The 25,401-nt window shown below is 75.2% G+C and carries 23 protein-coding genes; 13 read left to right on the plus strand and 10 right to left on the minus strand.

Features of this window, described 5'->3' with window-relative positions; translation table 11 throughout:
* Positions 1–61 precede the first annotated feature (61 nt).
* Entirely contained in the window at positions 62–1,459 is a 1,398-nt protein-coding gene (locus ACIBIW_RS07660) for a GNAT family N-acetyltransferase (RefSeq protein WP_399333078.1), read from the minus strand.
* A gap of 194 nt (positions 1,460–1,653) precedes the next feature.
* Between ACIBIW_RS07660 and ACIBIW_RS07665 the strand changes: the two genes are divergently transcribed.
* Positions 1,654–2,523, plus strand: coding sequence for an LLM class flavin-dependent oxidoreductase (locus ACIBIW_RS07665; RefSeq protein ID WP_399333080.1), 870 nt, complete (start codon positions 1,654–1,656; stop codon positions 2,521–2,523).
* Between the two features lie 45 nt (positions 2,524–2,568).
* Here ACIBIW_RS07665 and ACIBIW_RS07670 read toward each other — a convergent pair whose 3' ends face one another.
* Positions 2,569–4,149 (minus strand): alkaline phosphatase D family protein, encoded by a 1,581-nt coding sequence (locus tag ACIBIW_RS07670; RefSeq protein ID WP_399333082.1) that lies wholly within the window; start codon positions 4,147–4,149, stop codon positions 2,569–2,571.
* 209 nt (positions 4,150–4,358) lie between these two features.
* On the opposite strand from ACIBIW_RS07670, the gene ACIBIW_RS07675 reads away from it, so the two are divergent.
* Positions 4,359–5,270, plus strand: a complete 912-nt coding sequence (locus tag ACIBIW_RS07675) for an RNA polymerase sigma-70 factor (protein WP_399333084.1) — start codon at positions 4,359–4,361, stop codon at positions 5,268–5,270.
* Between the two features lie 42 nt (positions 5,271–5,312).
* Here ACIBIW_RS07675 and ACIBIW_RS07680 read toward each other — a convergent pair whose 3' ends face one another.
* Positions 5,313–6,074, minus strand: a complete 762-nt coding sequence (locus ACIBIW_RS07680) for a GntR family transcriptional regulator (RefSeq protein WP_399333086.1) — start codon at positions 6,072–6,074, stop codon at positions 5,313–5,315.
* Positions 6,075–6,274: 200 nt separating this feature from the next.
* Complete coding sequence (locus ACIBIW_RS07685) at positions 6,275–7,432, minus strand: ROK family transcriptional regulator (protein WP_399333089.1); 1,158 nt, start codon at positions 7,430–7,432, stop codon at positions 6,275–6,277.
* Positions 7,433–7,695: 263 nt separating this feature from the next.
* On the opposite strand from ACIBIW_RS07685, the gene ACIBIW_RS07690 reads away from it, so the two are divergent.
* From ACIBIW_RS07690 to ACIBIW_RS07720, 7 genes are all read left to right on the plus strand, one after another.
* On the plus strand, positions 7,696–8,109 hold the full coding sequence (locus ACIBIW_RS07690; protein ID WP_399333091.1) for a hypothetical protein: 414 nt from the start codon (positions 7,696–7,698) through the stop codon (positions 8,107–8,109).
* Positions 8,110–8,433: 324 nt separating this feature from the next.
* Positions 8,434–9,399, plus strand: a complete 966-nt coding sequence (locus ACIBIW_RS07695) for an STM4015 family protein (protein ID WP_399333093.1) — start codon at positions 8,434–8,436, stop codon at positions 9,397–9,399.
* A gap of 117 nt (positions 9,400–9,516) precedes the next feature.
* Positions 9,517–10,647 (plus strand): STM4014 family protein, encoded by a 1,131-nt coding sequence (locus ACIBIW_RS07700; RefSeq protein ID WP_399333095.1) that lies wholly within the window; start codon positions 9,517–9,519, stop codon positions 10,645–10,647.
* Positions 10,648–10,693: 46 nt separating this feature from the next.
* A complete protein-coding gene (locus tag ACIBIW_RS07705; protein ID WP_399333992.1) occupies positions 10,694–11,509 on the plus strand; it encodes an STM4013/SEN3800 family hydrolase in 816 nt (271 codons plus the stop codon).
* Positions 11,506–12,846 carry an STM4012 family radical SAM protein gene (locus tag ACIBIW_RS07710; RefSeq protein ID WP_399333097.1) on the plus strand — a complete coding sequence of 447 codons (1,341 nt, stop codon included), beginning with the start codon at positions 11,506–11,508 and terminating at the stop codon, positions 12,844–12,846. Before ACIBIW_RS07705 ends, ACIBIW_RS07710 begins: the two co-directional genes overlap by 4 nt.
* Before the next feature lie 7 nt (positions 12,847–12,853).
* Positions 12,854–13,753, plus strand: coding sequence for an STM4011 family radical SAM protein (locus ACIBIW_RS07715; protein WP_399333099.1), 900 nt, complete (start codon positions 12,854–12,856; stop codon positions 13,751–13,753).
* Positions 13,750–14,310 (plus strand): GNAT family N-acetyltransferase, encoded by a 561-nt coding sequence (locus tag ACIBIW_RS07720; RefSeq protein WP_399333101.1) that lies wholly within the window; start codon positions 13,750–13,752, stop codon positions 14,308–14,310. The genes ACIBIW_RS07715 and ACIBIW_RS07720 overlap by 4 nt, the downstream gene beginning before the upstream one ends.
* A 29-nt stretch (positions 14,311–14,339) precedes the next feature.
* Here ACIBIW_RS07720 and mug read toward each other — a convergent pair whose 3' ends face one another.
* From mug to ACIBIW_RS07750, 6 genes are all read right to left on the minus strand, one after another.
* Positions 14,340–14,900 (minus strand): G/U mismatch-specific DNA glycosylase, encoded by a 561-nt coding sequence (gene mug / locus ACIBIW_RS07725; RefSeq protein ID WP_399333103.1) that lies wholly within the window; start codon positions 14,898–14,900, stop codon positions 14,340–14,342.
* On the minus strand, positions 14,900–16,342 hold the full coding sequence (purB, locus tag ACIBIW_RS07730; RefSeq protein WP_399333105.1) for an adenylosuccinate lyase: 1,443 nt from the start codon (positions 16,340–16,342) through the stop codon (positions 14,900–14,902). Before purB ends, mug begins: the two co-directional genes overlap by 1 nt.
* A gap of 52 nt (positions 16,343–16,394) precedes the next feature.
* Positions 16,395–17,408 carry a hemolysin family protein gene (locus ACIBIW_RS07735; RefSeq protein WP_399333107.1) on the minus strand — a complete coding sequence of 338 codons (1,014 nt, stop codon included), beginning with the start codon at positions 17,406–17,408 and terminating at the stop codon, positions 16,395–16,397.
* Entirely contained in the window at positions 17,405–18,841 is a 1,437-nt protein-coding gene (locus ACIBIW_RS07740; RefSeq protein ID WP_399333109.1) for a hemolysin family protein, read from the minus strand. The genes ACIBIW_RS07735 and ACIBIW_RS07740 overlap by 4 nt, the downstream gene beginning before the upstream one ends.
* Before the next feature lie 229 nt (positions 18,842–19,070).
* A complete protein-coding gene (locus ACIBIW_RS07745) occupies positions 19,071–20,135 on the minus strand; it encodes a FecCD family ABC transporter permease (protein ID WP_399333111.1) in 1,065 nt (354 codons plus the stop codon).
* The gene (locus ACIBIW_RS07750) at positions 20,132–21,112 is read right to left on the minus strand and encodes a FecCD family ABC transporter permease (RefSeq protein ID WP_399333113.1); all 981 of its coding nucleotides are present in this window, start codon (positions 21,110–21,112) and stop codon (positions 20,132–20,134) included. The genes ACIBIW_RS07745 and ACIBIW_RS07750 overlap by 4 nt, the downstream gene beginning before the upstream one ends.
* Positions 21,113–21,402: 290 nt before the next feature.
* Here ACIBIW_RS07750 and ACIBIW_RS07755 point away from each other — a divergent pair, with 290 nt between their 5' ends.
* The 4 genes from ACIBIW_RS07755 to ACIBIW_RS07770 all read left to right on the plus strand — a co-directional run bounded on the left by ACIBIW_RS07755 (position 21,403) and on the right by ACIBIW_RS07770 (position 25,391).
* On the plus strand, positions 21,403–22,224 hold the full coding sequence (locus ACIBIW_RS07755) for a siderophore-interacting protein (protein ID WP_399333115.1): 822 nt from the start codon (positions 21,403–21,405) through the stop codon (positions 22,222–22,224).
* On the plus strand, positions 22,221–23,216 hold the full coding sequence (locus ACIBIW_RS07760) for an ABC transporter substrate-binding protein (RefSeq protein WP_399333117.1): 996 nt from the start codon (positions 22,221–22,223) through the stop codon (positions 23,214–23,216). The genes ACIBIW_RS07755 and ACIBIW_RS07760 overlap by 4 nt, the downstream gene beginning before the upstream one ends.
* Positions 23,217–23,289: 73 nt before the next feature.
* Positions 23,290–24,570: a glycosyltransferase gene (locus tag ACIBIW_RS07765; protein ID WP_399333119.1), complete on the plus strand. Its 1,281-nt coding sequence runs from the start codon at positions 23,290–23,292 to the stop codon at positions 24,568–24,570.
* Positions 24,567–25,391, plus strand: coding sequence for a transferase (locus ACIBIW_RS07770; RefSeq protein WP_399333120.1), 825 nt, complete (start codon positions 24,567–24,569; stop codon positions 25,389–25,391). The genes ACIBIW_RS07765 and ACIBIW_RS07770 overlap by 4 nt, the downstream gene beginning before the upstream one ends.
* Positions 25,392–25,401 lie beyond the last annotated feature (10 nt).

Consider the following 25,401-nt stretch of genomic DNA (forward strand, 5'->3'; position numbering starts at 1 on the left):
GTGCCGACGGCACCGCGCGGCGCGGGGAGCCAGTCGGCCCCCGCCGCCGCGCGTGCCGGGCTCAGCCCGCCGGAGGCGTCGCCGGTCCTTCGCCCTGCGTCCCGCCCCCGGGGGCGACGGAGGCGCCGTCGAGCCGTGCGGTCACCACGAGGGTGCCCTCCTCCACCTGGTAGTCGAGCGGCAGGCCGAGCCCCCGCATCGCCGACACCATCGCGGTGTTCGACACATGGGTGACCGCGTACACCCCCTCCGCGCCCTCGTCGGCCGCCGTCGCGACCAGCCGGCGCAGCAACTCGCCGCCGATGCCGCGCCCTTGCCAGTCGTCCTCGACGAGCAGCGCCGCCTCCGTCTCGTCGCCGTCCCACAGCAGGTGCCCGAGCGCCACGATCCGCCCCGAGGGCGTCTGCGCGGCCAGGGTGCGCCCGAAGCGGGGGCTGAGGAGGTGGTCGAGATAGCGGTCGGCGTCCTGGACGGGCCCGTGGTAGCGCTGCCGCAGGGTGCGCTCCGAGCACCGGGCGTGCAGCGCCCGCGCCGCCTCCAGGTCGCCCTGGCCCGCGCGTCGCAGCGTCACCGCCGAGCCCTTCGGCAGCGCCACCACGTCGTGCCCGTGCGGCAGCCGGGGACCGAGCCGCGCGTCCAGCTCCACCAGCGCCCTGGCCCTGGCGAACTCGGCCGGGGTGAACGGCAGATGGGGCCGCTCCACGGTGATCGTGCCGCCGTCGGGCGCCCGCAGCCGCAGCACCGTGCCGTCGAGCCGCCCCTCGGGCGGCACCTCCACGGCGTCGGGCGCGGGCAGCGAGCGCACGGTGCAGCGGCCCAGCAGCCCGCGCAGCGCGAGCGGCAGCTCCGCCGGGTCGAGCGCGGTGCGGGTGGCCAGGGCGATGACCCTGGTCGGCGCGTCCACCAGGTCGTGCGCGTCGACCCGCTCCGTCCAACTGTCGCGGCCGCCGGCCGCCGCGACCGTACGGCTGATCTCCGAGGCCGTCACGGCGCCGGGGGCGCGCAGCAGGAACTCGTCGACCGTGCCGGACGGCAGCGGGTGCGTCTGGAGGCTGAGGATGTCCACGCCGAGTCCGGCGAGCGCCCCACTCAGCGCGGCCAGCGAACCGGGCTCGTCGCGCACCGTGGTCCGCAGCCGCCACAGCGTGCCCGTGCCCTCGGCGCCGCCGTGCCCGCGTGGCCTCCCCGGCGCGTCACCGGGCGCGCCGGGGCCCGGTGGGGACGGCGGATGGCCGTGGCGCCGTGCCCACCATGTGTGGAAGCCCGCCGTGGCCGCCAGCGCGGCGGCGGAGCCCACGAGCACCGCGGGGCCGTCGGGGCCGTGGCCCACCAGGTTGGCCACCGCGTCGGCCACCGCGACCGCGGCGAAGAGTGCGGCCAGCTCGACCAGGTCCCGGCGCCAGTGGTGCGCGGGACGGCCGTGCCGGTTTCGGCTCACCTCGTACATGTCCGATCTCATGCCACTCACAGTGGACCAGGGGTGTTGCCTGGTCACAAACGGTGTGTGACTGATGGGTAAAGCGGCATTCCGGTTGGTTTGTGAGGTCTGTTCTGGTGCTCGCGAGCGCCGGAACGGTCCTAAAGGCGGCATTTGCCCCACCCTCCCCCCAGAGGTGTTGTGGCGGCCCGGCCCGGGCCTATAGGAATGGTCCCATGACTGCCCTTGGTGTCGTGTTCCGACCCCAATTCCCGCCCGAACGACTTCTCTCCGCCGCCCGCGCCGCCGAGTCCGCGGGCCTTGAGGAGCTGTGGCTGTGGGAGGACTGCTTCCTGGAGAGCGGCATCGCGAGCGCCGCGGCCGCGCTCGCCGCGACGGGCACCGTCCGTGTCGGAGTCGGCCTGCTCCCGGTGCCGTTGCGGAACGTGGCGCTCGCGAGCATGGAGGCCGCCACCCTGTACCGGCTGTTCCCCGAGCGGGTCGTGCTGGCCGTCGGGCACGGCGTCCAGGACTGGATGGGGCAGGTCGGGGCGCGCGCCGCCTCCCCGCTGACGCTGCTGCGCGAGCACCTGGACGCGATGCGCGCCCTGCTGCGCGGCGAGCGCGTCACCATGAGCGGCCGGTACGTGTCCCTGGACGGCGTCGCCCTCGACTGGCCGCCGCCCGCCGCGCCGCCCCTGTTCACCGGCGCCACGGGGCCGCGCACCCTGCGCCTCGCGGGGGAGGCCGCCGACGGCACGGTGCTCACCGCGGGCACCACGCCCGACGGGGTGCGGCGCGCCCGCCGCCTCGTCGACGAGGGCCGCGCCGCGGCCGGCCGCACCGACCGGCATCTGATCACCGTCTACCTGCACACGGCCACGGGCCACGGCGCGGCAGAACGGCTCGCCCCGGAGCTGGAGCGCGAGGGCGACACGGCGCCGGGCGCGTCCGCCGCGGGCGACGCCGCCACCGTCGCGGCGGCCGTACGGATGCTGGCCGCCGCCGGAGCGGACAGCGTGATTCTCCAGACCACGCCCGACGAACCCGACCTGGAGGGGTTCATCCGCTTCACCGCACAGGAGGTCGCGCCGCTCGTGCCCTGAGCCCGCCCCCGGCGCCAACCCCGCGTACCGGCGCCCCGCCCGCCGCTACTGCCCGACCCGCCCGGGGCGCAGCACCTTCGTGAACAGCACCTCGCCGCCCTCCTGGCGCAGCCGCACCGTCAGGTCGCCGCTGTGCCCGTCGATGTCGACCTCGCCGAAGAACTGCGGGAACTCGTCGGGGGACGCGTTGGACTGCGTGGGCGCCTTGATGAACTCCTGGCGGGGCCCGAAGGTCCCGTCGAGCGCCACCCCGGGGAAGCCGCCCGCGGACAGCGGTCCCGACACGAACTCCCAGAACGGCTCGAAGTCCTTGAACGCGGCGCGGGACGGCTCGTAGTGCTGCGCCGAGGTGTAGTGCACGTCCGCCGTCAGCCACAGGGTGCCGGTGATCCGCTCGTGCTTGATGTACCGCAGCAGCTCGGCGACCTGGAGTTCGCGGCCGAGCGGGGCGCCGGGGTCGCCCTGTGAGACGGCCTCGAAGTCCTCGGGTCCGTCGACGACCACGAGCCCCAGCGGCATGTCGGCGGCGATCACCTTCCACACCGCGCGCGACCTGCGCAGCTCCCGCTTGAGCCAGGCCAGTTGGGCGGCGCCCATGATGCCCTGGTGGTCGTCGGGCTGCCGGTCGGGCGAGTTGGCGTCGCGGTACGTGCGCATGTCGAGGACGAACACGTCGAGGAGCGGCCCGTGCCGCATTACCCGGTACACCCGGCCCTCCGGGTCGCCGGGCGGCAGGGTGGAGATCGGGAAGTACTCGCTGAACGCCCGCCGCGCCCGTGCCGCGAGCACGTCGACGTCCTTCACGGTGTACTGGTCGTCGTCGAGGATCTGCCCCGGGTACCAGTTGTTGTGGACCTCGTGGTCGTCCCAGCTCATGATCGTGGGCACCTGCGCGGAGAAGCGGAGCAGGTTGTCGTCGAGCCGGTTGTAGCGGAAGGCGCCGCGGAACTCGTCCAGGGTCTCGGCGACCTTCGACTTCTCCTCGGTGGTGATGTTCCGCCAGGTCCGCCCGTCGGGCAGGGTCGCGGTCCGCGGGATCGGGTTGTCCGCGTAGATGTTGTCGCCGCTGCACAGGAAGAAGTCCGGGTCGAGGCGCCGCATGTCCTCGAAGACCCGGTAGCCGCCGCGGTCGGGGTTGATGCCCCAGCCCTGGCCCGCGAGGTCGCCCGACCAGAGGAACCGCACGCCGCGGCCGCGCTTCGTCGGGGTGGTGCGGAAGGTGCCGCTGACGGGCTCCCCGGTGCGCCGGGGGTCGTCGGGGTCGGCGAGGCGCACCCGGTAGTGGATCTGCTCGCCCCCCGGCAGTCCGTGGAGTTGGGTCCTGCCGGTGAAGTCGGTGTCGGGGCCGAGCAGCGGGCCCCGCCACACGCGCGGGCGGTGGAACGACTCGGTCGCGGAGGTCTCCACGACCATCCGCGCGGGCCGGTCGGAGCGCACCCAGACAAGACCCGAGTGCGCGGTGACGTCCCCGGCCTGCACGCCCCATGCCGCTCCGGGCCGCCCGGACAGCGCCAGGGCGGGGGCCGCCGCCGCGACCCCGGGCAGGGCGAGCGCGGCGGACGCGACGACGGAGCCGCGCAGCACGCTGCGGCGGCCCGGGAGCTGACGGGGCGGAAGGTGTGCCATGGATACTCCTCCATCGACGGTTCAGGACGGGGCGCGCGGTGCTGCGCCGCGGGTCCTGTGCGCTGCCAAGACCTACTGCGGCGGTGCCACGCGCACACGAACCGCGGGTGAACAACCGTCGCGGCCACCCTGTCGGCCCCGCCCGCGCGGTGCCAGGCGCGGGGCGCCCCGCCTGGACAGCGGCCCGCCGGTGAGCTGGGATGGGGGCCGTGGGAACCGATACCGCAGTCGACGTCTTCGAGCAGCACCGCCCCGTTCTGATGGGGGTGGCGTACCGCATGCTGGGCGGTGTCGCGGACGCGGAGGACGTCGTGCAGGAGGCGTGGCTGCGCTGGTCAGCGGCGGACACCGGCGAGGTGCGCAGCCCGCGCGCGTATCTGGTGCGGGTCACCACCCGGCTCGCGATCGACCGGCTGCGGCATGTCGCCGCGCGGCGTGAGGCGTACGTGGGCCCCTGGCTGCCCGAGCCGCTCGCCACCGAACTCGACCGCACGGTGCCCGACGTGGCCGAGCGCACCGTGCTCGCCGACACGGTCTCCCTCGCCGTCCTCGTGGTCCTGGAGTCGCTCTCCCCGCTGGAGCGGGCGGTGTTCGTGCTGCGTGAGGCGTTCGGGCTGCCGTACTCCGAGATCGCCGTCACCCTGGAACGGGGCGAGGCCGCGGTGCGGCAGCTCGGGGCGAGGGCCAGGGCGCATGTCGCCGAGCGCAGGCCACGCTACGAGGTGGACCCGGCCGAGCGCCGGGAGCTGACCGAGCGTTTTGTGGCGGCGGCGGTCGAGGGCGATCTGGCGGGGCTTGTGGGCCTGCTGGCGCCGGACGCCACGCTGGTGGGCGACAGCGGCGGCAAGGCGAAGGGGCCGCTGCGGGTCATCGAGGGCGCCGACAAGGTGGGCAGGTTCGTCGCCGCCATCGCCCAGCAGGGGGCGCGGGGAGCCGAGTTGCGCTTCCTGGAGCTGAACGGTGTGGCGTCGCTGCTGGTGCTGGTGGCGGGAGCGCCGGACACGGTGGTGCAGTTGGAGGTCTCGGCGGGCCGTGTCGCTCGCGTCTACGTCCTGCGCAACCCGGACAAGCTGACCGGCCTCGGCGGGAGCGCGGCCGCGGGGGAGGGCGGCGCGGGCTGAGCGCCGGGGGAGCGCGGCGCACCGCGGCGCGCTCCGCCCGGGTCAGGAGGCGTGCCGCTCGGGGTCCTGGTGTATCTCGACGCCGCCGGAGTCACCGAAGGTGAGCCGGCAGGTGTCCGCGCGGTAGGTGGCCACGGACACGGCGGCGGTACGGTCGCCCGCGTAGAAGCGGGTGGTGACGACGAGGACGGGGGCGCCGGGCAGCCGGTCGAGTTCCCGCGCGTCGTCGGCGCCCACGGAGCCCAGCTCCACGGAGCGGTCCTGGCCCTGGAGGGTGCTGCGCTGTAGCTCCCGCAGTACGGCGCGGGCGCGCAGCGCCCCGGTGGGGGTGTCGATCGCGGGCAGACCGGGGACCGAGGCGGCGGGGATGTAGAGGAGTTCGGCGGCGACGGGGCGGCCGGCGAAGATCCGGCTGCGGCGCACCGTGTGCACCTGCTCGCCGTCGGCGGTACCGAGCGCGCGGGCGACCGCCGTCGGCGGCACCGCCTCGGCGCCGTCGAGCCCGCCCCAGGAGTCGTCGGCGGCGCCGGGCCACGCCTGCGCCGTGGTGCCGACGGAGACGCCGACCCGGGGCGGCGCGACGGTGGTGCCGACGCCGCGGCGGCGCTGGAGGCGCCCTTCGAGTTCGAGCTGTTCGAGCGCCTGGCGCAGGGTCGCGCGTGCGACGCCGAACCTGGCGGCGAGGTCACGTTCGTTCGGCAGGATCTCGCCCACCGAGAACTCGGAGTCCAGTGCCTCGCTGAGCACGGTCTTGAGATGCCAGTACTTCGGCTCCTGCGCCGATTCGAGCTGCGTGGTCCCCACCCTGTCCTCCGCAATTCCCGTGTCGCCGGCCGTGTGTGGCGTCTTTTGGCTTCATTGTTTATTAAAGGACCTTGCACTATCCGGTTCGACGATAGGGCCGGGCCCCGAGTTGGTCAAGACCAATCGGGGGAGGCGGGTGGGAGCAGGGGGCGCCCGTGGGGGGCGTGAACGGCGTGCGGGGGAGGGGGCCGGGGCCCGGTTCAGCGGCGGGCGGTGACGGTGCTCTCCACCGCGAACAACTGCTCCTCCACGTGGTCGAGGGCGAGCCGCAGCGCGCCCGTGGCGACGGCCGCCTCTCCGAGCAGCGAAAGGGCCACCCGTGGCGGCCGCAGACAGAAGCGGGCCAGTTCGCTGCGGAGCGGCGCGAGCACGCCGTCGAGACCCGCGGCCCAGCCGCCGACCACGACAAGCTCCGGGTCGAGCGCGAGGACCAGCGCGGCCACGTCGTGCACCAGCCGCTCGATGAAACGCTCTACGGCCTCCCGCGCCCGCGCGTCGCCCGCACGCGCCAGCCGGAACACCTCGGCGACCGCCTGCTCGTCCAGCGGGTGCAGGGGCTCGCCCGTCGTGGAGAGCAGGGTCTCGGGCGTGGCCTCGCGGCCCAGCAGGTGCAGCGCGCCGATCTCGCCCGCGGCGCCCCCGAAGCCGCGGTGCAGCCGTCCCCCGATCAGCGATCCCGCGCCGGGGCTGAGCCCGGCCATCACGAACACGATGTCGTCGGTGCCGGTCGCCACGCCCTTCCAGTGCTCGCCCACGGCGGCCGTGTTGGCGTCGTTCTCGACCAGGATCGGGCAGGTGAAGGAGCGCCGCAGCCGGTCGGCGAGCGGCAGCCCCGTCCAGTCGGGCAGCGCCGTCCCGAGCCGTACCGTGCCGTCGGCCTCCACGATGCCGGGGCTGCCGACGCCGACCGCCCGCAGCGAGCCGCGCGCCACGCCCGCCCGGCGCAGCAGGTCCGCGACCGCGGCCCGCAGCCGCTCAAGGCGCTCGTCGGCGCTCGCGGTCTCCCCGACCTGCTTCGCGGCCGTGCCCAGCACCCTGCCCTCCAGGTCGGACAGCATCGCCGCGACCCGGTGCGCCCCGATCTCCAGGCCCAGCAGATGGCCCGCCTCGGCGCGGAACCTGAAACGGCGCGCGGGTCTGCCCTGCTTGCGCGCGCCGCCCTCCTCCGCGGCGACCTCCACCACGAGCCCCGCCTCGCCCAGGCCCTCCACGACGCCCTCGACGGTCGGCCGGGAGAGCCCCGTCACCCGGGTGATCTCGGTCAGCGTCGCCCCGTCGCCGCCGCGCAGCGCGTGCAGTACCACGGCGGAGTTGATCCGCCGCAGCAGAGAGGGATCTCCGCCGGTCAGCCGCCCCAACGTTCGTCCTCCCGCCCATCCGGTGCGCGTGTGGGCGGATCGTACCCGCAGCGCACGGCGGCTGCGAGGGCGGGGACGTGCGGGCGCGCTCCCACTCCCGCGCACCCTGCCGCCGCCGGTGCCCGCGGGGCGCGCTGCGGGGCGTCCGGCCCGGCGGGGGAGCGACCGGGGCCGCGCCTCGTGGCGCCTGCGCGGCGGGCAAGAGACCGGGGCGGCGCCTGACGCGGTGCCAGTTTCCGCGCGGGCACGGTTTACTGGAATGCATGGCACTCGCCCAGCAGCTCGCCGCGCTCGACGCGCTGTGCTCCCGCGCGCCGGGAGCCGCCGCGCCCGGCAGTGCCGCGCAGGACCACGGCACCGCGCTGCTGCCGGGCACCGCCGACGGGGAGCACGGGGAGCGCTCGCGCGAGCAGTGCGAGGCCGAACGGGACGCGCTCACCCTGCTGCTGACCGCCCGCTGGGGCGCCCCGCACCGCTTCGGCCTCCAGGGCCTGCCGCTGCGCGCCGCCGAATACGGCGAGGACATACCCGAGCCCTGGCGCTCCCTCGCCGGCCATGTCGGCGACGTGCACGCCTGGCACACCGGGGGCCGGTGGGTCGTCCTCGGCGTCTCGCGCCGCGGCGACGACCTGCCCTGCCGGCTCCTCGCCGCGGTCACCCCCGTCGACCCGCCCTGACCCGCGGCCGCCCGCGCCCGTCCCTCGGCTCACGCGCCGCGCCCTCCACCCCCGCGCGCAGCGCCTCCTCGGTGACGGGCACCATCAGTGCATCCTCCTGCCGGTACACACCTCTCCCCTCCCCAGGGCGCGCCCGGTGCGCCGAGGTTCTGACGCAGAAGCTAGCGCCGGGGTTTGACAACGGCCCGCGAGGCGTGCCGGGCGGGAACCACCGGACCCGTGGCGCTGTCAGTCCCCCTTGGTAGAAAGTGCGCGGGCACGACAGCCCGCCGGGGCCCGGGGTCCGTACACGCGCGTCGCAGACACGACATCAGGAGCAGGTCCATGAACGACTGGAAGAAACTCCACGGCAGCGACATGGGCGGCCTGCCCACGTTCGCGTTCCCCCGCGCGGGGGAGAGCGCCGGGAAGCTGCCCGACGCCGCCTCCGTGGCCTGGAAGGTCCGGGTGCAGGCGTGGGGCGACGAGGAGAAGTGGACCGACGCGTTCGCCCGCTTCCTCGACACCGTCGACACCGCGCGGGTACGCGCCCTGGTCATCGGCGCCTGGGAGGAGCCGCAGGACGGCGGCGCGCAGGAGGTCGTGGAGGCGGTGGCCGCCGCCCGCGACCGGCTGCCCGCGCTGCGGCACCTGTTCTTCGGCGACATCGACTCCGAGGAGTGCGAGATCTCCTGGATCGAACAGACCGATGTGGCACCCCTCCTGACCGCCTTCCCCGACCTGGAGTCCTTCCGGGTGCGCGGCGCGCTGTCCCTGGCCCTCACCCCGCTGCGGCACGAGAAGCTGCGTCACCTGACGGTCGAGAGCGGCGGGCTCCCCGACGCTGCCGTGCGCGAGATCGCGGCGTGCGACTTCCCCGCGCTCGTCGAACTCGACCTGTGGCTGGGGGAGCCGAACTACGGGGGCACCGCCGAGGTCTCCGACCTGGCGCCGTTCCTCGACGGCACCCGGCTGCCCGCCCTGCGCTCCCTCGCGCTGCGCAACAGCGAGATCCAGGACCGGATAGCGGCGGCGTACGCGTCGGCGCCCGTCGTGGCCCGGCTCAAGCGGCTCGACCTGTCGATGGGCATCCTCACCGACGAGGGCGCCGCCGCGCTCCTCGGCGGCCAGTCGCTCACCCACCTCGCGATGCTCGACCTCCACCACAACTACCTCACCGACGCGGTACGGAGCCGGATCGAGGAGGCACTGGCCCCGGCGGGTGTGGAACTCGACCTCGACCCCGACGACGCGTACGAGGACGAGATGGACGACGGCGAGGTCTGGCGCTCGGTCGCCGTAGGCGAGTAACGCACGGTCGCCACGGGCGTGCCCGGCCCGGTACCGACAGCCGCGCCGCCCTCCTGCGGGGGCGCGGCACCCACACCCCGCGGCGCGCCCCGCCGCGGCACGAACGGGGGAGAAGGTATGGACGAGCCACCGCGGCACGCGCGCGTGGACGGCGCCGCGCGCCGCTTCACGGTGGTGGGCAACCCCGAGAACCGCAGGGTCGCGCTCTTCGCCGACGCCGTGCGCGCCGCAGGGCTGCCCGCGCCGCGCGTGGTGCCCTGGCTCACCGTGCTCCGCGACGGCGGCGCCGACTTCGGCCCGGGCGAGACCGTACGCCTCGAATCGCCCGGCGAGAACGCGGAGGTGGACCGGATCTGGCGCGGCCTCGACGACCCCACACGCGTCGAGGGCGGCGCCCGCTGGTACGCGGGCCTGAACGCCGCCGTGCGCACCCTGCGCGGCGGCGTCAGACTCGACGACCCCGGCGAACTCGCGGTGCTCTTCGACAAGCGGCTCTGCCACCGCGTACTCGCCGACGCCAACGTCCCGGTTCCCGACTCGCCCACCTCGGGCGCGACCACCGCCGTCACCGGCTGGGACGGGCTGCGCGCGCTGATGCGCGCCCACGGCCTGCCCCGGGTCTTCGTGAAACCGGCGCACGGCTCCTCGGCCGCCGGGGTGCTCGCGCTGGAGACCGCGGGCGGCGGCCGCACCCAGGCCACCACCTCCGTGGAGTCGGCGGACGGGCGCCTGTACAACTCCCTGCGGGTGCGCCGCCTCACTCGCGAGCGCGACATCGCCGCCCTCGTCGACGCGCTCGCCCCCGACCACCTCCACGTCGAGCGCTGGCTGCCCAAGGCGTCCCTCGGCTCACACCCCGCAGACCTGCGGATCGTCGTCGTCGCGGGGCGCGCCACCCACGCCGTGGCCCGCACCGGCAGGCACCCCATGACCAACCTCCACCTCGGCGGCGCACGCGGCGACCTCGCCGCGGTCGTCGAGGCCGCGGGACCCCGCTGGCCCGAGGCGCTGCGGGTGGCCGAACGCGCCGCCGCCTGCTTCCCCGGCACCCTGTGCGTCGGCGTCGACGTACTGCCCGCCACCGGCTGGCGGCACTTCGCCGTCGGCGAGGTCAACGCCTTCGGCGACCTGCTGCCCCGGCTCACGGGGCTGCCCGGCAGCGGCGCCGAGGGACTCGACACCTACGGCGCCCAGGTCGCCGCCCTGACCGCGCCCCACACCCCGAGGAGCGCCCGTGCACCCCACTGAACCCCCGGCCACCACCCCACACCGACTCCTCGACACCGCACCCGACATGAACGAGGTCGTGGGCCGCGACGACATCCTCCTCGTCACCCTCGACACCCTCCGCCACGACGTCGCCGCCGCGGCCGCGGCCGACGGCCTCACCCCGCACCTGGCCCGCCACCTGCCCGGTGGGGCGTGGGAGGAGCGGCACGCGCCCGGCAGCTTCACCTACGCCTCCCACCAGGCCATGTTCGCCGGATTCCTGCCCACACCCGCCACCCCTGGACCGCATCCGCGGCTCTTCGCCGCCCGCTTCGACGGCAGTGAGACCACCGCGCCGCGCACCTGGGTCTTCGACACCCCCGACCTGGTCGGCGGCCTCGCCGCGGCCGGTTACCACACGGTGTGCCTCGGCGGCGTCGGCTTCTTCAACAAGCGCGGCGCCCTCGGCGGAGTCCTGCCCGGACTCTTCCAGGAGAGCCACTGGGAGCCCTCCTTCGGCGTCACCTCACCCACCTCCTTCGAGGCGCAGATCCGCCGCGCCGAGCAGTGCGTCGCCCAACTGCCCAACGAAAAACGGCTGTTCCTCTTCGTCAACGTCTCCGCGCTGCACCAGCCCAACTGGTTCCACACCCCGGGCGCCACCCGCGCCGACGGCGACACCCTGGACACCCACCGCGCCGCCCTCGCCCACGTGGACCGGCACATCGGGCGCCTCTTCGACCTGATGAGCGCGCGCCGCAGGTGCTTCGCCATCGTCTGCTCCGACCACGGCACCGCCTACGGCGACGACGGCCACACCGGGCACCGCATCGGCCACCCCGCGGTGTGGACGGTCCCCTACGCCCACTTCTTCCTCACCCACCAGGAGCCCGACGCATGACCCAGGCCGCCGCGCCGCCCGCCGTTCGCCCCTACGAGGCGTACGTGTACGCGTACCCGCACAAGACCGCCTACCGCCCGCTGCCCGACAGGCCCGCGCTGCGCGACGTGTGGCGCGGCGAGCCGAAGGACACGCTCGCGCTCTACCTGCACATACCCTTCTGCGAGGTCCGCTGCGGCTTCTGCAACCTCTTCACCCGCACCGGCGCCCCCGCGGAACTCACCGCCCGCTACCTCGACGCCCTCGACCGCCAGGCCGCCGCGGTCCGCGACGCGCTGGACGACGGCGGCCCCGTGCGCTTCACCACCGCGGCCTTCGGCGGCGGCACCCCCACCCACCTCGACCCGGGCGAACTCGACCGGCTCTGCGACATCGCCGAGCACCGCATGGGCGCCGGGCTGCGCGCCGTGCCCCTGTCCGTCGAGGCGTCCCCCGCCACCGCCACCGCCGACCGGCTCGCCGTGCTCGCGGCGCGCGGCACCACCCGGCTCAGCCTCGGCGTGCAGTCCTTCGACGACAGGGAGGCGCGCGCCGCCGTACGGCCGCAGCGGCGCGCCGACGTGGAGGCCGCGCTCGCCCGCGTCAGGGACACCGCCATCCCGGTCCTCAACATCGACCTCATCTACGGCATCGCCGGGCAGACCACGGCGACTTGGCGCGCCTCCCTCGACGCCGCGCTCGCCTGGCGCCCCGAGGAGCTGTACCTCTACCCGCTCTACGTACGCCCGCTGACCGGCCTCGCCCGCAGGGGCGCGGAGCCGGACGCGGCCTGGGACGAGCGGCGGCTCGCGCTCTACCGGCAGGGCCGCGACCACCTCCTGGAGCGCGGCTACGAGCAGGTGTCGATGCGGATGTTCCGGCGCGCGGGCGGCGCTCCCCAGGGCCCCGACGACCACGCCTGCCAGACCGACGGCATGGTCGGCCTCGGCTGCGGCGCCCGCTCCTACACGGCCGGGCTGCACTACTCCTTCGACTACGCGGTCGACGCCCACCGGGTCCGCGGCATCATCGACGCCTACACGGCCGCCGCCGACTTCACCACCGCCCGCCACGGCCGCCGTATGGACGCGGGCGAGACCAGGCGCCGCCATCTGCTCCAGTCCCTGCTCCAGGCCGCCGGGATGCCGCTCGCCGACTACCGCGCCCGCTTCGGCACCGGCCCGTACGACGACTTCCCCGCGGAACTCGCCGACTTCGCACGCCGCGGCTGGCTCGCCGACCCCGCGGCCGGCACCCTGCGGCTCACCCCCGAGGGCCTTGCCCACTCCGACGCGGTCGGCCCCGCCCTCTTCTCGCCCCGGGTACGGGCCGCCATGGCCGCGTACGAGGCGAAGTGAGCCGCGCATGGACCTGACCCTGCTCTACCGCGGCCCGCTCGCCTCCTGCGACTACGACTGCCCCTACTGCCCGTTCGCCAAGCGCCGCGACACCCCCGCGCAACTCGCCGCCGACCGCGCCGCCCTCGACCGCTTCACCCACTGGGCGGGGGAGCGGCCCGAGGACCGCCTCTCGGTGCTGTTCACACCGTGGGGCGAGGCCCTGACCCGGTCCTGGTACCGGCGGGCCGTGGTGCGGCTCTCACGGCTCGGCCACGTCCGCAGAGTCGCCGTGCAGACCAATCTGAGCTGCCGCACCGGCTGGCTCGCCGCCGCCGACCGCGACACCGTCGCCCTCTGGTGCACCTACCACCCGGACCAGGTCCCGTACGACCGCTTCCTCGGCAGGACCCGCGAACTGGCCGCGCTCGGCGTCCGCTTCAGCGTCGGCGTCGTCGGGCTGCCCGAACACCGGGAGGCCGCCGCCCGGCTGCGCGCCGACCTGCCGTCCCATGTCTACCTGTGGGTGAACGCCGCCGAGGGCCGCGCCTACACCGACGCGGAGGCCGCGGCCTGGACGGCGCTCGACCCGCTTTTCCCCTACAGCCGCCACCCGCACGCCTCGGCGGGCGCGCCGTGCCGCACCGGCGACTCGGTGGTGTCCGTCGACGGCGACGGCACCGTGCGCCGCTGCCACTTCGTCCGCGCCGCACTCGGCAACCTCTACGACGGCTCCTACCGTGCCGCCCTCGCCCCGCGCCCCTGCCCGCTGGCGGTCTGCGACTGCCACATCGGCTACGTCCATCTGGAGACGCTGCCGCTGTACGACGTGTTCGCCGGGGGAGTGCTGGAACGCGTCCCGGCCGCCGTACCGCCGCGTAAACCCGCTCGCCCCGCGGGCCGCGCGCCGCTTACCGTCCTCCCGTGACCACCGCCCTGCGCCGCTTGACCCCCGCCGACACCGACGCCCTGACCGCGTTCCTCACCGCCGAGAGCTGGCCGTACCACGGCTCGCACCGCCCCGACCCGGGCCTGGTGCGCCGCCGCGCGGCGCAGGGGTACTACGCGGGCCCCGGCGCCGAAACGTTCTGGATCACCGCCGACGGCACGGACGTCGGCATGGCACGCCTCTTCGACCTCGACGACGGCGGCACCCCGATGTTCGACCTCAGGGTGGCCGCCGGGCACCGGGGCCGCGGTATCGGCACCGCCGCCCTCGCCCACCTCACCCGGCACGTCTTCACCGCGTACCCCGCCGTCCACCGCTTCGAGGGCACCACCCGCGCCGACAACACCCCGATGTGCCGCACCTTCCTGCGGGCCGGGTGGGTCAAGGAGGCCCACTACCGCGAGGGCTGGCCCGACGAGGACGGCACCCGCCACGACGCCGTGGGCTACGCGATCCTCGACCACGACTGGCGCGACGGCACCGTCACCCTCCCCCGCTGGGACGCCGCGCCGATGCCCGGCCCCGGCCTGCCGTAGCGACGGGCATGCCTTCGACCCCGGGGGCCTCACTCCCCGGTCGCCGCCCGCAGGCGGGCGAACTCCTCTGCCATCGTCTGGGCGGTCCAGTGGGCGTTGAGGCCGCTCGGGTTCGGCAGGACCCAGACGCGGCTGGTGCCGAACGTGCGCTCCTGGGGGCCGACCTTGGCGTGCTTGTCGCCGAAGGCCGCGCGGTAGGCGGTGACCCCGAGGACCGCGAGCCAGGCCGGGCGCAGCCGCTCCACCTTCGCGGCCAGCAGGCGCCCGCCCTCGCGGTACTCCTCGGGGGCCAGCTCGTCGGCGCGCGCGGTGGCCCTGGCGACCACGTTGGTGATGCCGATGCCGTGGTCCAGCAGCAGGTGCTGCTCGGAGGGGTGCAGTCGGCGCGGGGTGAACCCCGACAGGTGCAGCACCGGCCAGAAGCGGTTGCCGGGGCGGGCGAAGTGGTGGCCGGTGGCGGCGGTCATCAGGCCCGGGTTGATGCCGCACAGCAGCACCCGGAGCCCCGGCGCCACCACGTCCGGCACCAGCAGCTCCCTGGCGGCCTCCAACTGCTCGGGGGTGAAGCGGGGCGCGGCGGTGCTCGGCATCAGAGGATGGCCCCCGGCGTGTAGGCGGCGGCGCCCGGATGGCGCTTGACGATCTCGTCGACCGCCGCGGCCACGGCCGCGACCTGGTCGGCGGCGGCGCCGGTGAACGACAGCTTGTCGGCCATCAGCGCCTCAAGCGCGGGGCGGTCGAGCGGAATCCGCTCGTCCGCCGCGAGCCGGTCGAGCAGGGTGTTGTGCTCCGTGCCCTCCTCGCGCATCGCGAGAGCGGCGGCGACCGCGTTCTCCTTGATGGCCTCGTGCGCGACCTCCCGGCCGACGCCCGCACGCACCGCCCCCATCAGCACCTTGGTGGTCGCCAGGAACGGCAGGTAGCGGTCGAGTTCGCGGGCGACGACCGCGGGGAAGGCGCCGAACTCGTCGAGCACCGTGAGGAACGTCTCCAGCAGCCCGTCCAGCGCGAAGAACGCGTCGGGCAGCGCCACCCTGCGCACCACGGAGCAGGACACGTCGCCCTCGTTCCACTGGTCGCCCGACAGCTCCCCGGTCATGGCGGCGTAGCCCCGCAGGATCACCATCAGGCCGTTCACACGCTCGCAGGAGCGGGTGTTCATCTTGTGCGGCATCGCGGAGGAGCCGACCTGGCCAGGCTGGAAGCCCTCGGTGACCAGCTCGTGCCCCGCCATCAGCCGGACCGTCTTCGCCAGCGACGACGGGGCCGCCGCGAGCTGCACCAGGGTGGTGACGACCTCGTAGTCGAGGGAGCGCGGGTACACCTGCCCCACCGAGACCAGGCCCTCGGCGAACCCCAGGTGCTCCGCGACCCGCCGTTCGAGCAGGGCGAGCCTGTCGGTGTCCCCGCCGAGCAGGTCGAGCATGTCCTGGGCGGTGCCCACCGGGCCCTTGACGCCGCGCAGCGGATAGCGTGCCAGCAGGTCGTCGAGGCGGCCGAAGGCCCGGGTCAGCTCGTCGGCCGCGGTCGCGAAGCGCTTGCCGAGCGTGGTGGCCTGGGCGGCGACGTTGTGCGAGCGGCCCGCCATCACCAGCTCCGCGTGCTCCACGGCCAGCCGGGAGAGCCGGGCGAGCACCGCCACCGTGCGCTCCCGCACCAGTTCCAGGGAGAGCCTGACCTGAAGCTGCTCCACGTTCTCCGTGAGGTCGCGCGAGGTCATGCCCTTGTGCACCTGCTCATGACCGGCGAGGGCGTTGAACTCCTCGATCCTGGCCTTCACGTCGTGCCGGGTGACCCGCTCGCGGGCGGCGATCGAGGCGAGGTCGACCTCGTCCACCACCCGCTCGTAGTCCTCGACGGCGCCCTCGGGCACCTCGATGCCGAGGTCGCGCTGGGCGCGCAGCACGGCCAGCCACAGCCGCCGCTCAAGGCGTACCTTCTGCTCGGGCGACCAGAGGGCGGCCAGCTCGGCGGAGGCGTAGCGGCCGGCCAGGACATTGGGGATACGGGGCTTCGACGGCGCAGATGTCACGTGGAGCGAGTCTACTGGCGCCGCGCGCCGGTCCGACACCTCGGCCCCGGCCTCACGCCCGCTGCCCGAACAGCTCCCGCAGCACGTCCTCCATGGTCACGAGACCGCTGAGCCGGCCGTCCGCGCCGCGGACCGCCGCCACATGGGCGCGCCCGCGGCGCATCGCGGTGAGGACGTCGTCGAGCGGGGTGGCCTCCCTGACCCGGGGGATCGCCCGCATCCGCTCGCGCGGTACCGGCTCGCGCCGCGGCAGCTCCTCCAGGGCGTCCTTGACGTGCAGGTAGCCGACGATGTGCCGCCCTTCGTCCACCACCGGGAAGCGGGAGAAGCCGGTGCGCGCCGACAGCCGCTCAAGCTCCTCGGGGGTGACCCCGAGGCGGGCGTACTCCACCCGCTCCAGCGGCAGCACCACGTCGCGCACCGGGCGGCGGCCCAGTTCCAGCGCGTCGTGCAGCCGCTCGCGCGCCCGGTCGTCGATCAGGCCCGCGTCCGTGGAGTCCTTCACGATGCGGGCCAGCTCGTCGTCCGAGAACACCGCGCTGACCTCGTCCTTCGTGTCCACCCGCAGCAGCCGGAGCAGCAGGTTCGCGAAGCCGTTGACGGCGGCGATCACCGGGCGCAGCGCCCGGGACAGCGTGACGAGCGGCGGCCCGAGCAGCAGCGCGGTGCGCACCGGCTCGGCCAGCGCCACGTTCTTCGGCACCATTTCGCCGAACAGCATGTGCAGATACGTGGCCAGGGCGAGCGCGATCACGAACGACACGGGGTGCACCACGCCGTGCGCCACGCCCGCCGCGTCGAACAGCGGCTCCAGCAGGTGGGCGATGGCGGGCTCGGCGACGATGCCGAGCACCAGGGTGCACAGGGTGATGCCGAGCTGCGCCGCGGCCATCAGCTCCGAGACGTGTTCGAGGCCGTACAGCACTCGGCGGGCGCCGCGGTCGCCGTTCTCCGCGCGCGGCTCGATCTGGCTGCGGCGCACCGAGACGAGGGCGAACTCGCCGCCCACGAAGAACGCGTTGGCGACCAGGGTCGCGAGGCCGACGAGGAGTTGGACGACGGTCATCGCGCACCGCCTCCCGCACCGCCGCGCCGCCCGCCGCCGTGCGCGCTGCTCGGCCCGTCCGGCCCGTCCGGCCTGCCCGGCGCATCGGGCCCGTCCGTTCCGTCCGTCCCCGCGCCGTCCCGCGGTCCAGGCGGCGGCGCGTGCAGCAGCACCCTCGCCGCCCGGTGCCCGGTCGCGTCCGTCACGTCGAGCCGCCAGCCGTTCACCACCACGCTGTCCCCGTCCCGTGGAATGCGCCCCAGCTCCGTGGCGACCAGGCCCGCCAGGGTCTCGTAGGGCCCCTCGGGCGCCCGCAGCCCGACCCGCGCGAGCAGGTCCGTACGGGCGCCGCCGTCCGCCGTGTAGAGCGCCCTGCCGTCGGCGTCGTGCCCCGCGGACGCGAGGTCGGGGTCCTCGTGCGGGTCGTGCTCGTCGCGTACCTCGCCGACGACCTCCTCGACGATGTCCTCCAGGGTGGCGACGCCCGCGGTGCCGCCGTACTCGTCGATGACGACGGCCATGGTCCTGCGGGCCGAGAGCCGGTCGAGGAGCCGGTCCACGGTCAGCGACTCCGGTACGAGCAGCGGTTCGCGCATCACCCGCGACACCGGGTGCCGCGGCCGCTGCGCCGCGGGCACCGCGAGCGCGTCCTTGATGTGCGCGACGCCCACCACCCTGTCCAGGCTGTCGCGGAAGACCGGGAAGCGGGACAGCCCCGTGGCCCGGGTGGCGTTGGCGACGTCCTCGCAGTCGGCCCGCTCGTCCAGCGCGATGACCTGCACCCGGGGCGTCATCACGTTCTCCGCGGTCAGCTCGGCCAGGTTCAGGGTGCGTACGAACAGCTCGGCCGTGTCGGCCTCCAGCGCGCCCTCGCGCGCGGAGTGCCGGGCCAGGGCGACGAGTTCCTGGGGGGAGCGCGCGGACGCCAGCTCCTCGGCCGGTTCCAGGCCGAAGGCGCGCACCACGCGGTTCGCGGTGTTGTTCAGATGGCTGATGAAGGGCCGGAAGGCGAGGCTGAACCAGCGCTGCGGGGTGGCCACCCGGCGGGCGACCGCGAGCGGCGCCGAGATCGCCCAGTTCTTCGGCACCAGCTCGCCCACCACCATCAGGAACACCGTGGACAGCGCGGTGCCGACCACCAGCGCGGCGGAGGAGGCCACGGAGGGGGCGAGGCCGAGGCCGCGCGCGGGGCCCGCGAGCAGCCTGGCCACGGAGGGCTCGGCGAGCATGCCGACGACCAGGTTGGTGACGGTGATGCCGAGCTGTGCCCCGGAGAGCTGGAACGTCAGGTTCCGTACGGCGGTGAGCGCGCCGGAGGCGCCGCGCTCGCCGCGCTCCACGGCCCGTTCGAGATCGCTGCGCTCGACCGTCGTCAGCGAGAACTCCGCCGCGACGAAGGCCCCGCAGGCCAGCGAGAGCAGCACCGCCACCAGCAGCAGGAGGGCTTCGGTCATCGGGTCACCTCGGTCCCATGGTCGGTCAGGGGCCGGGCGGCCGCGCGTCGGTGGTGCCCGGGTCGGGGCGGCTTCTCTCTGCGGTCACGGGGGGACACGGGTGGGCGCTCACACCTTCCGACGGCGGCGATGACGGCGCCCCGCGCACCGTACGGCCGCGGGGCGGGGGCGGCGGACCGCTCCCCGGGACTCGGACTACCCCGCCATGGTAAAGGAACCGCAAAGTTGCCTAGGGGGCGCCCGCCCGGCCCCGCCGCCCCCGTGCCCCGGGACCCGCGAGCAGCAGCCACGCAAGGAAGGCGCCGCCGACGGCGCCCGTCACCACCCCGGTGGGCAGCGTGACGCCGGGCGCCCGGCACACGGCGTCCGCGAGCAGCAGGGCCAGCGCCCCGGTGAGCGCGGCGGGCAGCACCCCGGTCCCGGGGGACCCGGTCAGCCGGCGCGCGAGCGGGGGCGCGGCCAGCGCCACGAACGGCACCGGGCCCGCCACACAGACCCCCGCGCCCACCAGCGCCACCGCGAGCAGCAGCGCGGCGGCCCTGGTGCGCCCGGCCTCGACGCCGAGCCCGCGCGCCCCGTCGTCGCCCATCTCCAGCAGGTCGAGCGGCCTCGTCAGGGACAGCAGTACGGCGAGCAGCGGCGGCAGCGCGAGCCCGGCGGGCAGCACCTGCTCCCAGGTGGCGCCCGCGAGTCCGCCGGTCAGCCAGAGCTGGGCGCCTGCCGCGTCCTCAAGACCGGCCCTGCTCAGGAAGTAGTCGGTGAGCGCGTACGCCATCGCGTTGGCGCCGATGCCCACGACCACCACCCGGTGGCCGCCCACCCCGCGCGCGGCGGTGCACAGGAACACCACGAGCGCCGTGGCGAACGCGCCGCAGAGCGCGCCGCCCGCGACGGCCGCGGCGCCGCCGTGCAGCAGGGCGATCACGGCGGTGGCCCCGGCCGAGGCGCCGCCGGTGAAGCCGAGCAGGTCGGGGCTGCCGAGCGGATTGCGGGTGACGCTCTGGAAGACGGCGCCCGCGGCGCCCAGCGCGAGCCCGGCCACGAGCGCGCCGACCGTGCGCGGCGCCTCGATCCGGTACAGCACCAGCTCCTGGAGCCGGTCGCCGTGCCCGGAGAGCGTGTGGAGCGCGGCGGCGGGCGACAGCGTCCCGAGCAGCAACAGGGACAGCAGCCCGCACAGCGCGCAGCCCGCCGCGAGGAGCGCGGTCACCAGCACCGCGCGCGGGCGCAGCCGCAGCGCAGCGCCGCGGCCGAGCCGCAGGACGGGGCGGCGGGGCGTCGCCGCGGTGTTCACACGGACCCCCTGCCGCGCGCGGCGAGCAGCATCAGCACCGGCGCCCCGCAGAAGGCGGTGACGAGCCCCACCTCAAGCTCGCCCGGGGGCGCCGCCACCCGCCCGACGATGTCGGCGGCCAGCAGCAGCGAGGGCGCGGTGAGCATCGAGTAAGGGACGACACGGCGCTGGTCGGGCCCGGTGAGGCGGCGCACCAGGTGCGGCACCGCGAGCCCCAGGAACGACACGGGACCTGCCGCTGCCGTGGCGGCCCCGCAGAGCAGGGTGACGGCGAGGGCGGCGAGCAGCCGGGTGCGCCCCGCGCTCACCCCCTGCGCGCGTGCCACGTCGTCGCCGAGCGCGAGGGCGTTGAGCGCGCGCGGCAGGCACAGCGCGATCACGGCACCGGCCAGCAGGAACGGCAGCACCGCGAGCAGCACCCCGGTGCCGCGCCCCGCGAGCGAGCCGATCTGCCAGTAGCGGAAGCTGTCGAAGGCGCCGGGGCGCTGGGTGAGCACGGCGCGCACGAAGCCGAGCAGCCCCGCGCTCACCGCCGCCCCCGCCAGCACGAGCCGTACCGGGGTGGCGCCGCCGGGGGCGCGGGAGCCGATGGCGTACACCAGGACGGTGGCCCCCGCGGCGCCGAGCAGCGCGAGCCAGACGTACGCGCCGGGTGCGGCCACGCCGAGGAGCCCCATGCCCGCCACCACGGCGGCCGACGCGCCCGCGTTGACGCCGAGGAGCCCGGGGTCGGCCATCGGGTTGCGGGTCACGGCCTGCGCCAGGGCGCCCGCGGTGCCGAGCGCGGCGCCGACGGCGATCCCGGTGAGGGTACGGGGCACCCGCAGGGTGCGCACGGTGATCTGGTCGGCGGTGCCGGTGTAGTGGAACAGCGCGTCGAGGACGGTGTGCGGGGCGATCGGCCTGCTGCCCACCGCGACGCTGCACAGCGCGAGCGCGGCGAGCGCGAGCACGCCCGCGACGGGCAGCAGCGCCATGCGCCGCGCCGCACGGACGGAGGGGCGCGCGCCGGCCGCCTCCGTGGGCGCGGGGGCCAGGTCCGCTGCGGGCGGGGCTCCGGTACCTCTCGCCCGTGGGCCTGCCACCGCTCCATCCCCCCTTGGCACCGTGCTCCTTTGTGGTTAGGTTAGCCTAACCTTCACCGTATGTGGTGTGCGCCCCGGGGCCGCCCCACCCGCGCCCACCAGCCGTCCCCCGACCCCCGGAAGGCAGCAGCACCCGTGCCACCCCGGCGATCCGCCGTCAGCCACCGTGAAGGAGTGGAAACATGACCGTTCCCGCCCGCCGCCGACTCCCCACCGGGCTCTCGGGGCGCCCCACCCGCCTCTTCCCGGTACGGGTCGCCCGGCGCACCGCGCTGACGCCCCACATGGCCCGTATCACCTTCGAGGGCCCCGCACTCGCGGACTTCGCCGACGACGGCCCCGACCAACGGGTGAAACTGATCCTGCCGCGCGCCGACGGGCCGGGCCTCGACCTGCCCGCCGACCTCACCCCGCTGGACATCCTGGCGCTGCCCGAGGCGGAGCGCCCGCTGATGCGGACCTACACCGTACGCGACGCCGACCCCGAGGCGCGGCGGGTGTCCGTCGACTTCGCGCTGCACCACCCGGCGGGGCCCGCCACCGAGTGGGCCGCCGCCGCGCGCCCCGGCGCCGAGGCCGCCCTCTTCGGCCCGGTGGCCGCGTACGCCCCGCCGCCCGACACCGCCTGGCAGTTGATCGCGGGCGACGAGACGGCGCTGCCCGCCATCGCCGCCATCGTCGAGCGCCTGCCGGCCCGGATGCCGGCCCATGTCGTCGTCAGCGTCCCCGCGCCCTCCGCGGTGCTGCCGCTCGCGGTGCGCCCCGACACCAACGTCACCTGGCTGCCCCGCACCACCGGCGAGCCCGAGGGCGCCGAGGACCGGCTGACCGCGGCCGTGCGCGCCGCCAACCTGCCGCCGGGGCCCGGCTACGCCTGGGTCGCGGCCGAGCAGTCCGTCGCCGGTTCGGTCCGCCGCCACCTCGTGCACGAGCGGGGCATGGACCGCGACCGCATCTACTTCTCCGGCTACTGGCGCCGCGGCAAGAGCGAGGGGGACGCGTGAACATCCGCACCCGGGGCCGGTACGCGGCCGTCGCCGCCGCCGCGCTCGCCGCGCTGACCGCCTGCACCAACAGCGACGCCGGAGGGCCCGCGCCCGCCACCTCGGGCGGCACCTCCGTCACCGTCAAGGGCAAGCTGGGCACCGCCACCGTCAAGGGCCGCCCCCGCACCGTGGTCGCGCTCGACTTCACCAGCGCCGACATCGCCACCCAGCTCGGCTTCCAGCCCGTGGCCATGTCCGACGTGCCGCTCGGCCCGAAGGACGGCATCCAGCCCTGGACCGAGGCCGCCCTGCACGGCGACAAGCCCGCCCTGCTCTCCACCGCGGACGGTGACCCCGTCGACAAGGTGGCGTCGTACCACCCCGACGTCATCCTCGCCACCAAGGACTACAACCTCACCAAGAGCTACCCGCAACTCAGCGCGATCGCGCCCGTGGTGCACTACACCGACGCGCCCAACACCGACTCCTGGCAGCAGACCACCCGCACCGTCGCCAAGGCCCTCGGCGTCCCCGGCAAGGGCGAGAAGCTGATCAGCGGGGCCGAGTCCGCCATCGCCAAGGCCAGGAAGGACCACCCCGCGGTGGTGGGCCGGAAGTTCAACTTCCTGGTCTCGCCCGAGCCCAGCGGCGTCTGGGCGGTCAACTCGACGAAGGACGTCTCCGCGCAGTTCCTCTCCAGGCTCGGCCTCACCCTCGACGAACCCCTGCGCAAACTGCCGACGTCGAGCATCCCGGGACGCACCCGCCTCAGCTACGAGCGCATCTCCGACACCGACACCGACATCCTCTTCGCCACCGGCTCCGCCGCCTCACTGCGCACCCTCGGCGGGCAACAAGGCTTCAAGGCGCTCGCCGCGGTACGCGAGCACCGCTACCTCACGCTCGACCCCACCATCGCACAGGCCATCGCCTTCCCCTCGGCGACCAGCATCACCTGGGCCGTCGACAAGCTGATGCCCAGGATCGACAAAGCCGCCAAGCGGGGGTGAGACGGTGGCCGCCCGGTTAACAACCGCATAACCACGTACAACCGACCGGGTGCCCGCCCGGGTCTCACAGGTCATGCGGATCAGATTCCTCCTGCACAACGCCTACGGCATCGGAGGCACCATCACCACGACCCTCAACCTCGCCCAGGCGCTCGCCGACCGGCACGAGGTCGAGATCGTCTCCGTGTTCCGGCACCGGCAGCGGCCCAACCTCACCCCCGACCCCCGGGTGCGGCTGCGCCCGCTGGTGGACCTGCGCCACGAGAAGGACGACCCGCGCCACCGCGCGCCCGCCCGGGTCTTCCCGGCGTCCGAGTACCGCTACCGGCAGTACAGCGCCCTGACGGACAGCCGCATCGGCGAGGCCCTGGCCGAGGACACCGCGGACGTGGTCATCGGCACACGACCCGGGCTCAACGTGCACCTCGCCCTCCAGGGCCCGCGCGGCGCCCTCAGGATCGGGCAGGAGCACCTCACACTCGACAACCACCCGCCCGCGCTCCGCCGCGTCCTGCGCCGCACCTACCCGGCGCTCGACGCCCTCACCACCGTCACCCACGCCGACTCCCGTGCCTACCGGCGCAAGCTGCGGCTGCCGGGGGTGCGCCTAGAAGCGCTTCCCAACAGCGTGCCAGAACCGGCGCTTCCGGTCGCGGACGGCTCGGCGAGGACCGTGGTCGCCGCCGGGCGCCTGGTCCCGGTGAAGCGCTTCGACCTGCTGATCACCGCGTTCGCCCGGGTCGCCGAGCGGCATCCGCAGTGGCGGCTGCGGATCTACGGCAAGGGCGAGGAGCACGGCAGGCTCAGGGCGCTGATCGACTCACTCGGACTGTGCGAGAACGTCCTGCTGATGGGCGCCACCGCACCCATGGAAGCGGAGTGGGTGAAAGGCTCCATCGCCGCCGCCACCTCGAACTTCGAGCCCTTCGGCATGACCATCGTGGAGGCCATGCGCTGCGGCCTGCCCGTGGTCAGCACCGACTGCCCCTACGGCCCCGGCGAGATCATCCAGGACGGCGTCGACGGCCGCCTGGTGCCGGTCGGCGACGCCGACGCGCTCGCCGACGCCCTGCTCGCCCTCGTCGAGGACGACGAACTGCGCCGCCGCATGGGCACCGCCGCCGTACGGGCCGCCCGCCGCTTCGCCCCCGGCCCCGTCGTCGGCCAGGCGGAACGCCTCATCGAGGAGCTGATGGACTCCGCCCGGACCACACGGCCCGCCAAGGCCACCCGGCGCCCGCCCGGCGTACGCCACCGCGTCGTCAGCGGCGGCTACGCGGCGAAGGACACCCTCCACGCCACCGCCTCCGCGGCCCTGCGTACCGTACGGGGAATACGGGGAGGCCACCGGTGACCCGCACACCCGCCACCGAGCCCCGCGCCCACTGCACCGCCGCCGCCGACGGCACCCTGACCTGGCTCCTCGACCCGCCGGCCGCCACCGCGCCCGCACTGGTGCTCACCCGCCGCCGCAAGCAGGGGCGGGAGCAGGCCCCGGGTGACGAGCGCACCCTGCCCCTCACACCCACGCCCGAGGGCGGCAGGCGCGCCGTCCTGCCGCCAGAACCGCCCCTCGCCGAGGGCCGTTGGGACACCTGGGCCCTCCTCGACGACGGCACCCGCCACCGGCTGCGCCCCGGCCTGCGCGACCTGCGGCTGCTCACCGAGGGCGCCGCCCGCGACCGTCCGTCCCCCGTGGCGGTGCGCATCCCCTACCCCACCAAGGACGGCTACCTCGCCCTGCGCACCTGGCTGCGCACCGCCCACGCCGAGGCCGAGACCCTCCGGGTCACCCCCGGCACGATGACGGTACGGGCGCGGCTGCACGGCGCCACGACCGGCCCCGGCGCCGCCGTGCTGCTGCGCGAGCGCGCCCACGGCGCCGTACGCGAACTGGAGCCCACCCGCCGCACGGACCAGGAGATCGAGTTCACCGTCGGCTACGCGGCCCTCTTCGACGAGGGCAAGGAGGCGGCGCGGGGCCGGGTCCTCGACGTCTTCGTCAGGCCCCGGCAGGGCGCCGACCGCGTCCGCGTCGGCCGGCTCCTCGACGACCTGGCCGACCGCAAGGCGGTCAGCGTCTACCCGGCGGCCACCGTGCACGGCACCGCCGTGCGGCCCTACTTCACCGTCGACAACGACCTGGCGCTCGACGTGGGCGGCGCCGCCGTCTGAGCCGTCCGCC

The organism is Streptomyces sp. NPDC050560, assembly GCF_044457285.1.
Taxonomy (GTDB): domain Bacteria; phylum Actinomycetota; class Actinomycetes; order Streptomycetales; family Streptomycetaceae; genus Streptomyces.

Bases quoted from the DNA above. Each gene is read 5' to 3' on its own strand.
- ACIBIW_RS07660 (WP_399333078.1), bottom strand. From the start codon at position 1,459: ATGAGATCGGACATGTACGAGGTGAGCCGAAACCGGCACGGCCGTCCC.
- ACIBIW_RS07665 (WP_399333080.1), top strand. From the start codon at position 1,654: ATGACTGCCCTTGGTGTCGTGTTCCGACCCCAATTCCCGCCCGAACGA.
- ACIBIW_RS07670 (WP_399333082.1), bottom strand. From the start codon at position 4,149: ATGGCACACCTTCCGCCCCGTCAGCTCCCGGGCCGCCGCAGCGTGCTG.
- ACIBIW_RS07690 (WP_399333091.1), top strand. From the start codon at position 7,696: ATGGCACTCGCCCAGCAGCTCGCCGCGCTCGACGCGCTGTGCTCCCGC.
- ACIBIW_RS07695 (WP_399333093.1), top strand. From the start codon at position 8,434: ATGAACGACTGGAAGAAACTCCACGGCAGCGACATGGGCGGCCTGCCC.
- ACIBIW_RS07700 (WP_399333095.1), top strand. From the start codon at position 9,517: ATGGACGAGCCACCGCGGCACGCGCGCGTGGACGGCGCCGCGCGCCGC.
- ACIBIW_RS07705 (WP_399333992.1), top strand. From the start codon at position 10,694: ATGAACGAGGTCGTGGGCCGCGACGACATCCTCCTCGTCACCCTCGAC.
- ACIBIW_RS07710 (WP_399333097.1), top strand. From the start codon at position 11,506: ATGACCCAGGCCGCCGCGCCGCCCGCCGTTCGCCCCTACGAGGCGTAC.
- ACIBIW_RS07715 (WP_399333099.1), top strand. From the start codon at position 12,854: ATGGACCTGACCCTGCTCTACCGCGGCCCGCTCGCCTCCTGCGACTAC.
- mug (WP_399333103.1), bottom strand. From the start codon at position 14,900: ATGCCGAGCACCGCCGCGCCCCGCTTCACCCCCGAGCAGTTGGAGGCC.
- ACIBIW_RS07735 (WP_399333107.1), bottom strand. From the start codon at position 17,408: ATGACCGTCGTCCAACTCCTCGTCGGCCTCGCGACCCTGGTCGCCAAC.
- ACIBIW_RS07740 (WP_399333109.1), bottom strand. From the start codon at position 18,841: ATGACCGAAGCCCTCCTGCTGCTGGTGGCGGTGCTGCTCTCGCTGGCC.
- ACIBIW_RS07750 (WP_399333113.1), bottom strand. From the start codon at position 21,112: ATGGCGCTGCTGCCCGTCGCGGGCGTGCTCGCGCTCGCCGCGCTCGCG.
- ACIBIW_RS07755 (WP_399333115.1), top strand. From the start codon at position 21,403: ATGACCGTTCCCGCCCGCCGCCGACTCCCCACCGGGCTCTCGGGGCGC.
- ACIBIW_RS07765 (WP_399333119.1), top strand. From the start codon at position 23,290: ATGCGGATCAGATTCCTCCTGCACAACGCCTACGGCATCGGAGGCACC.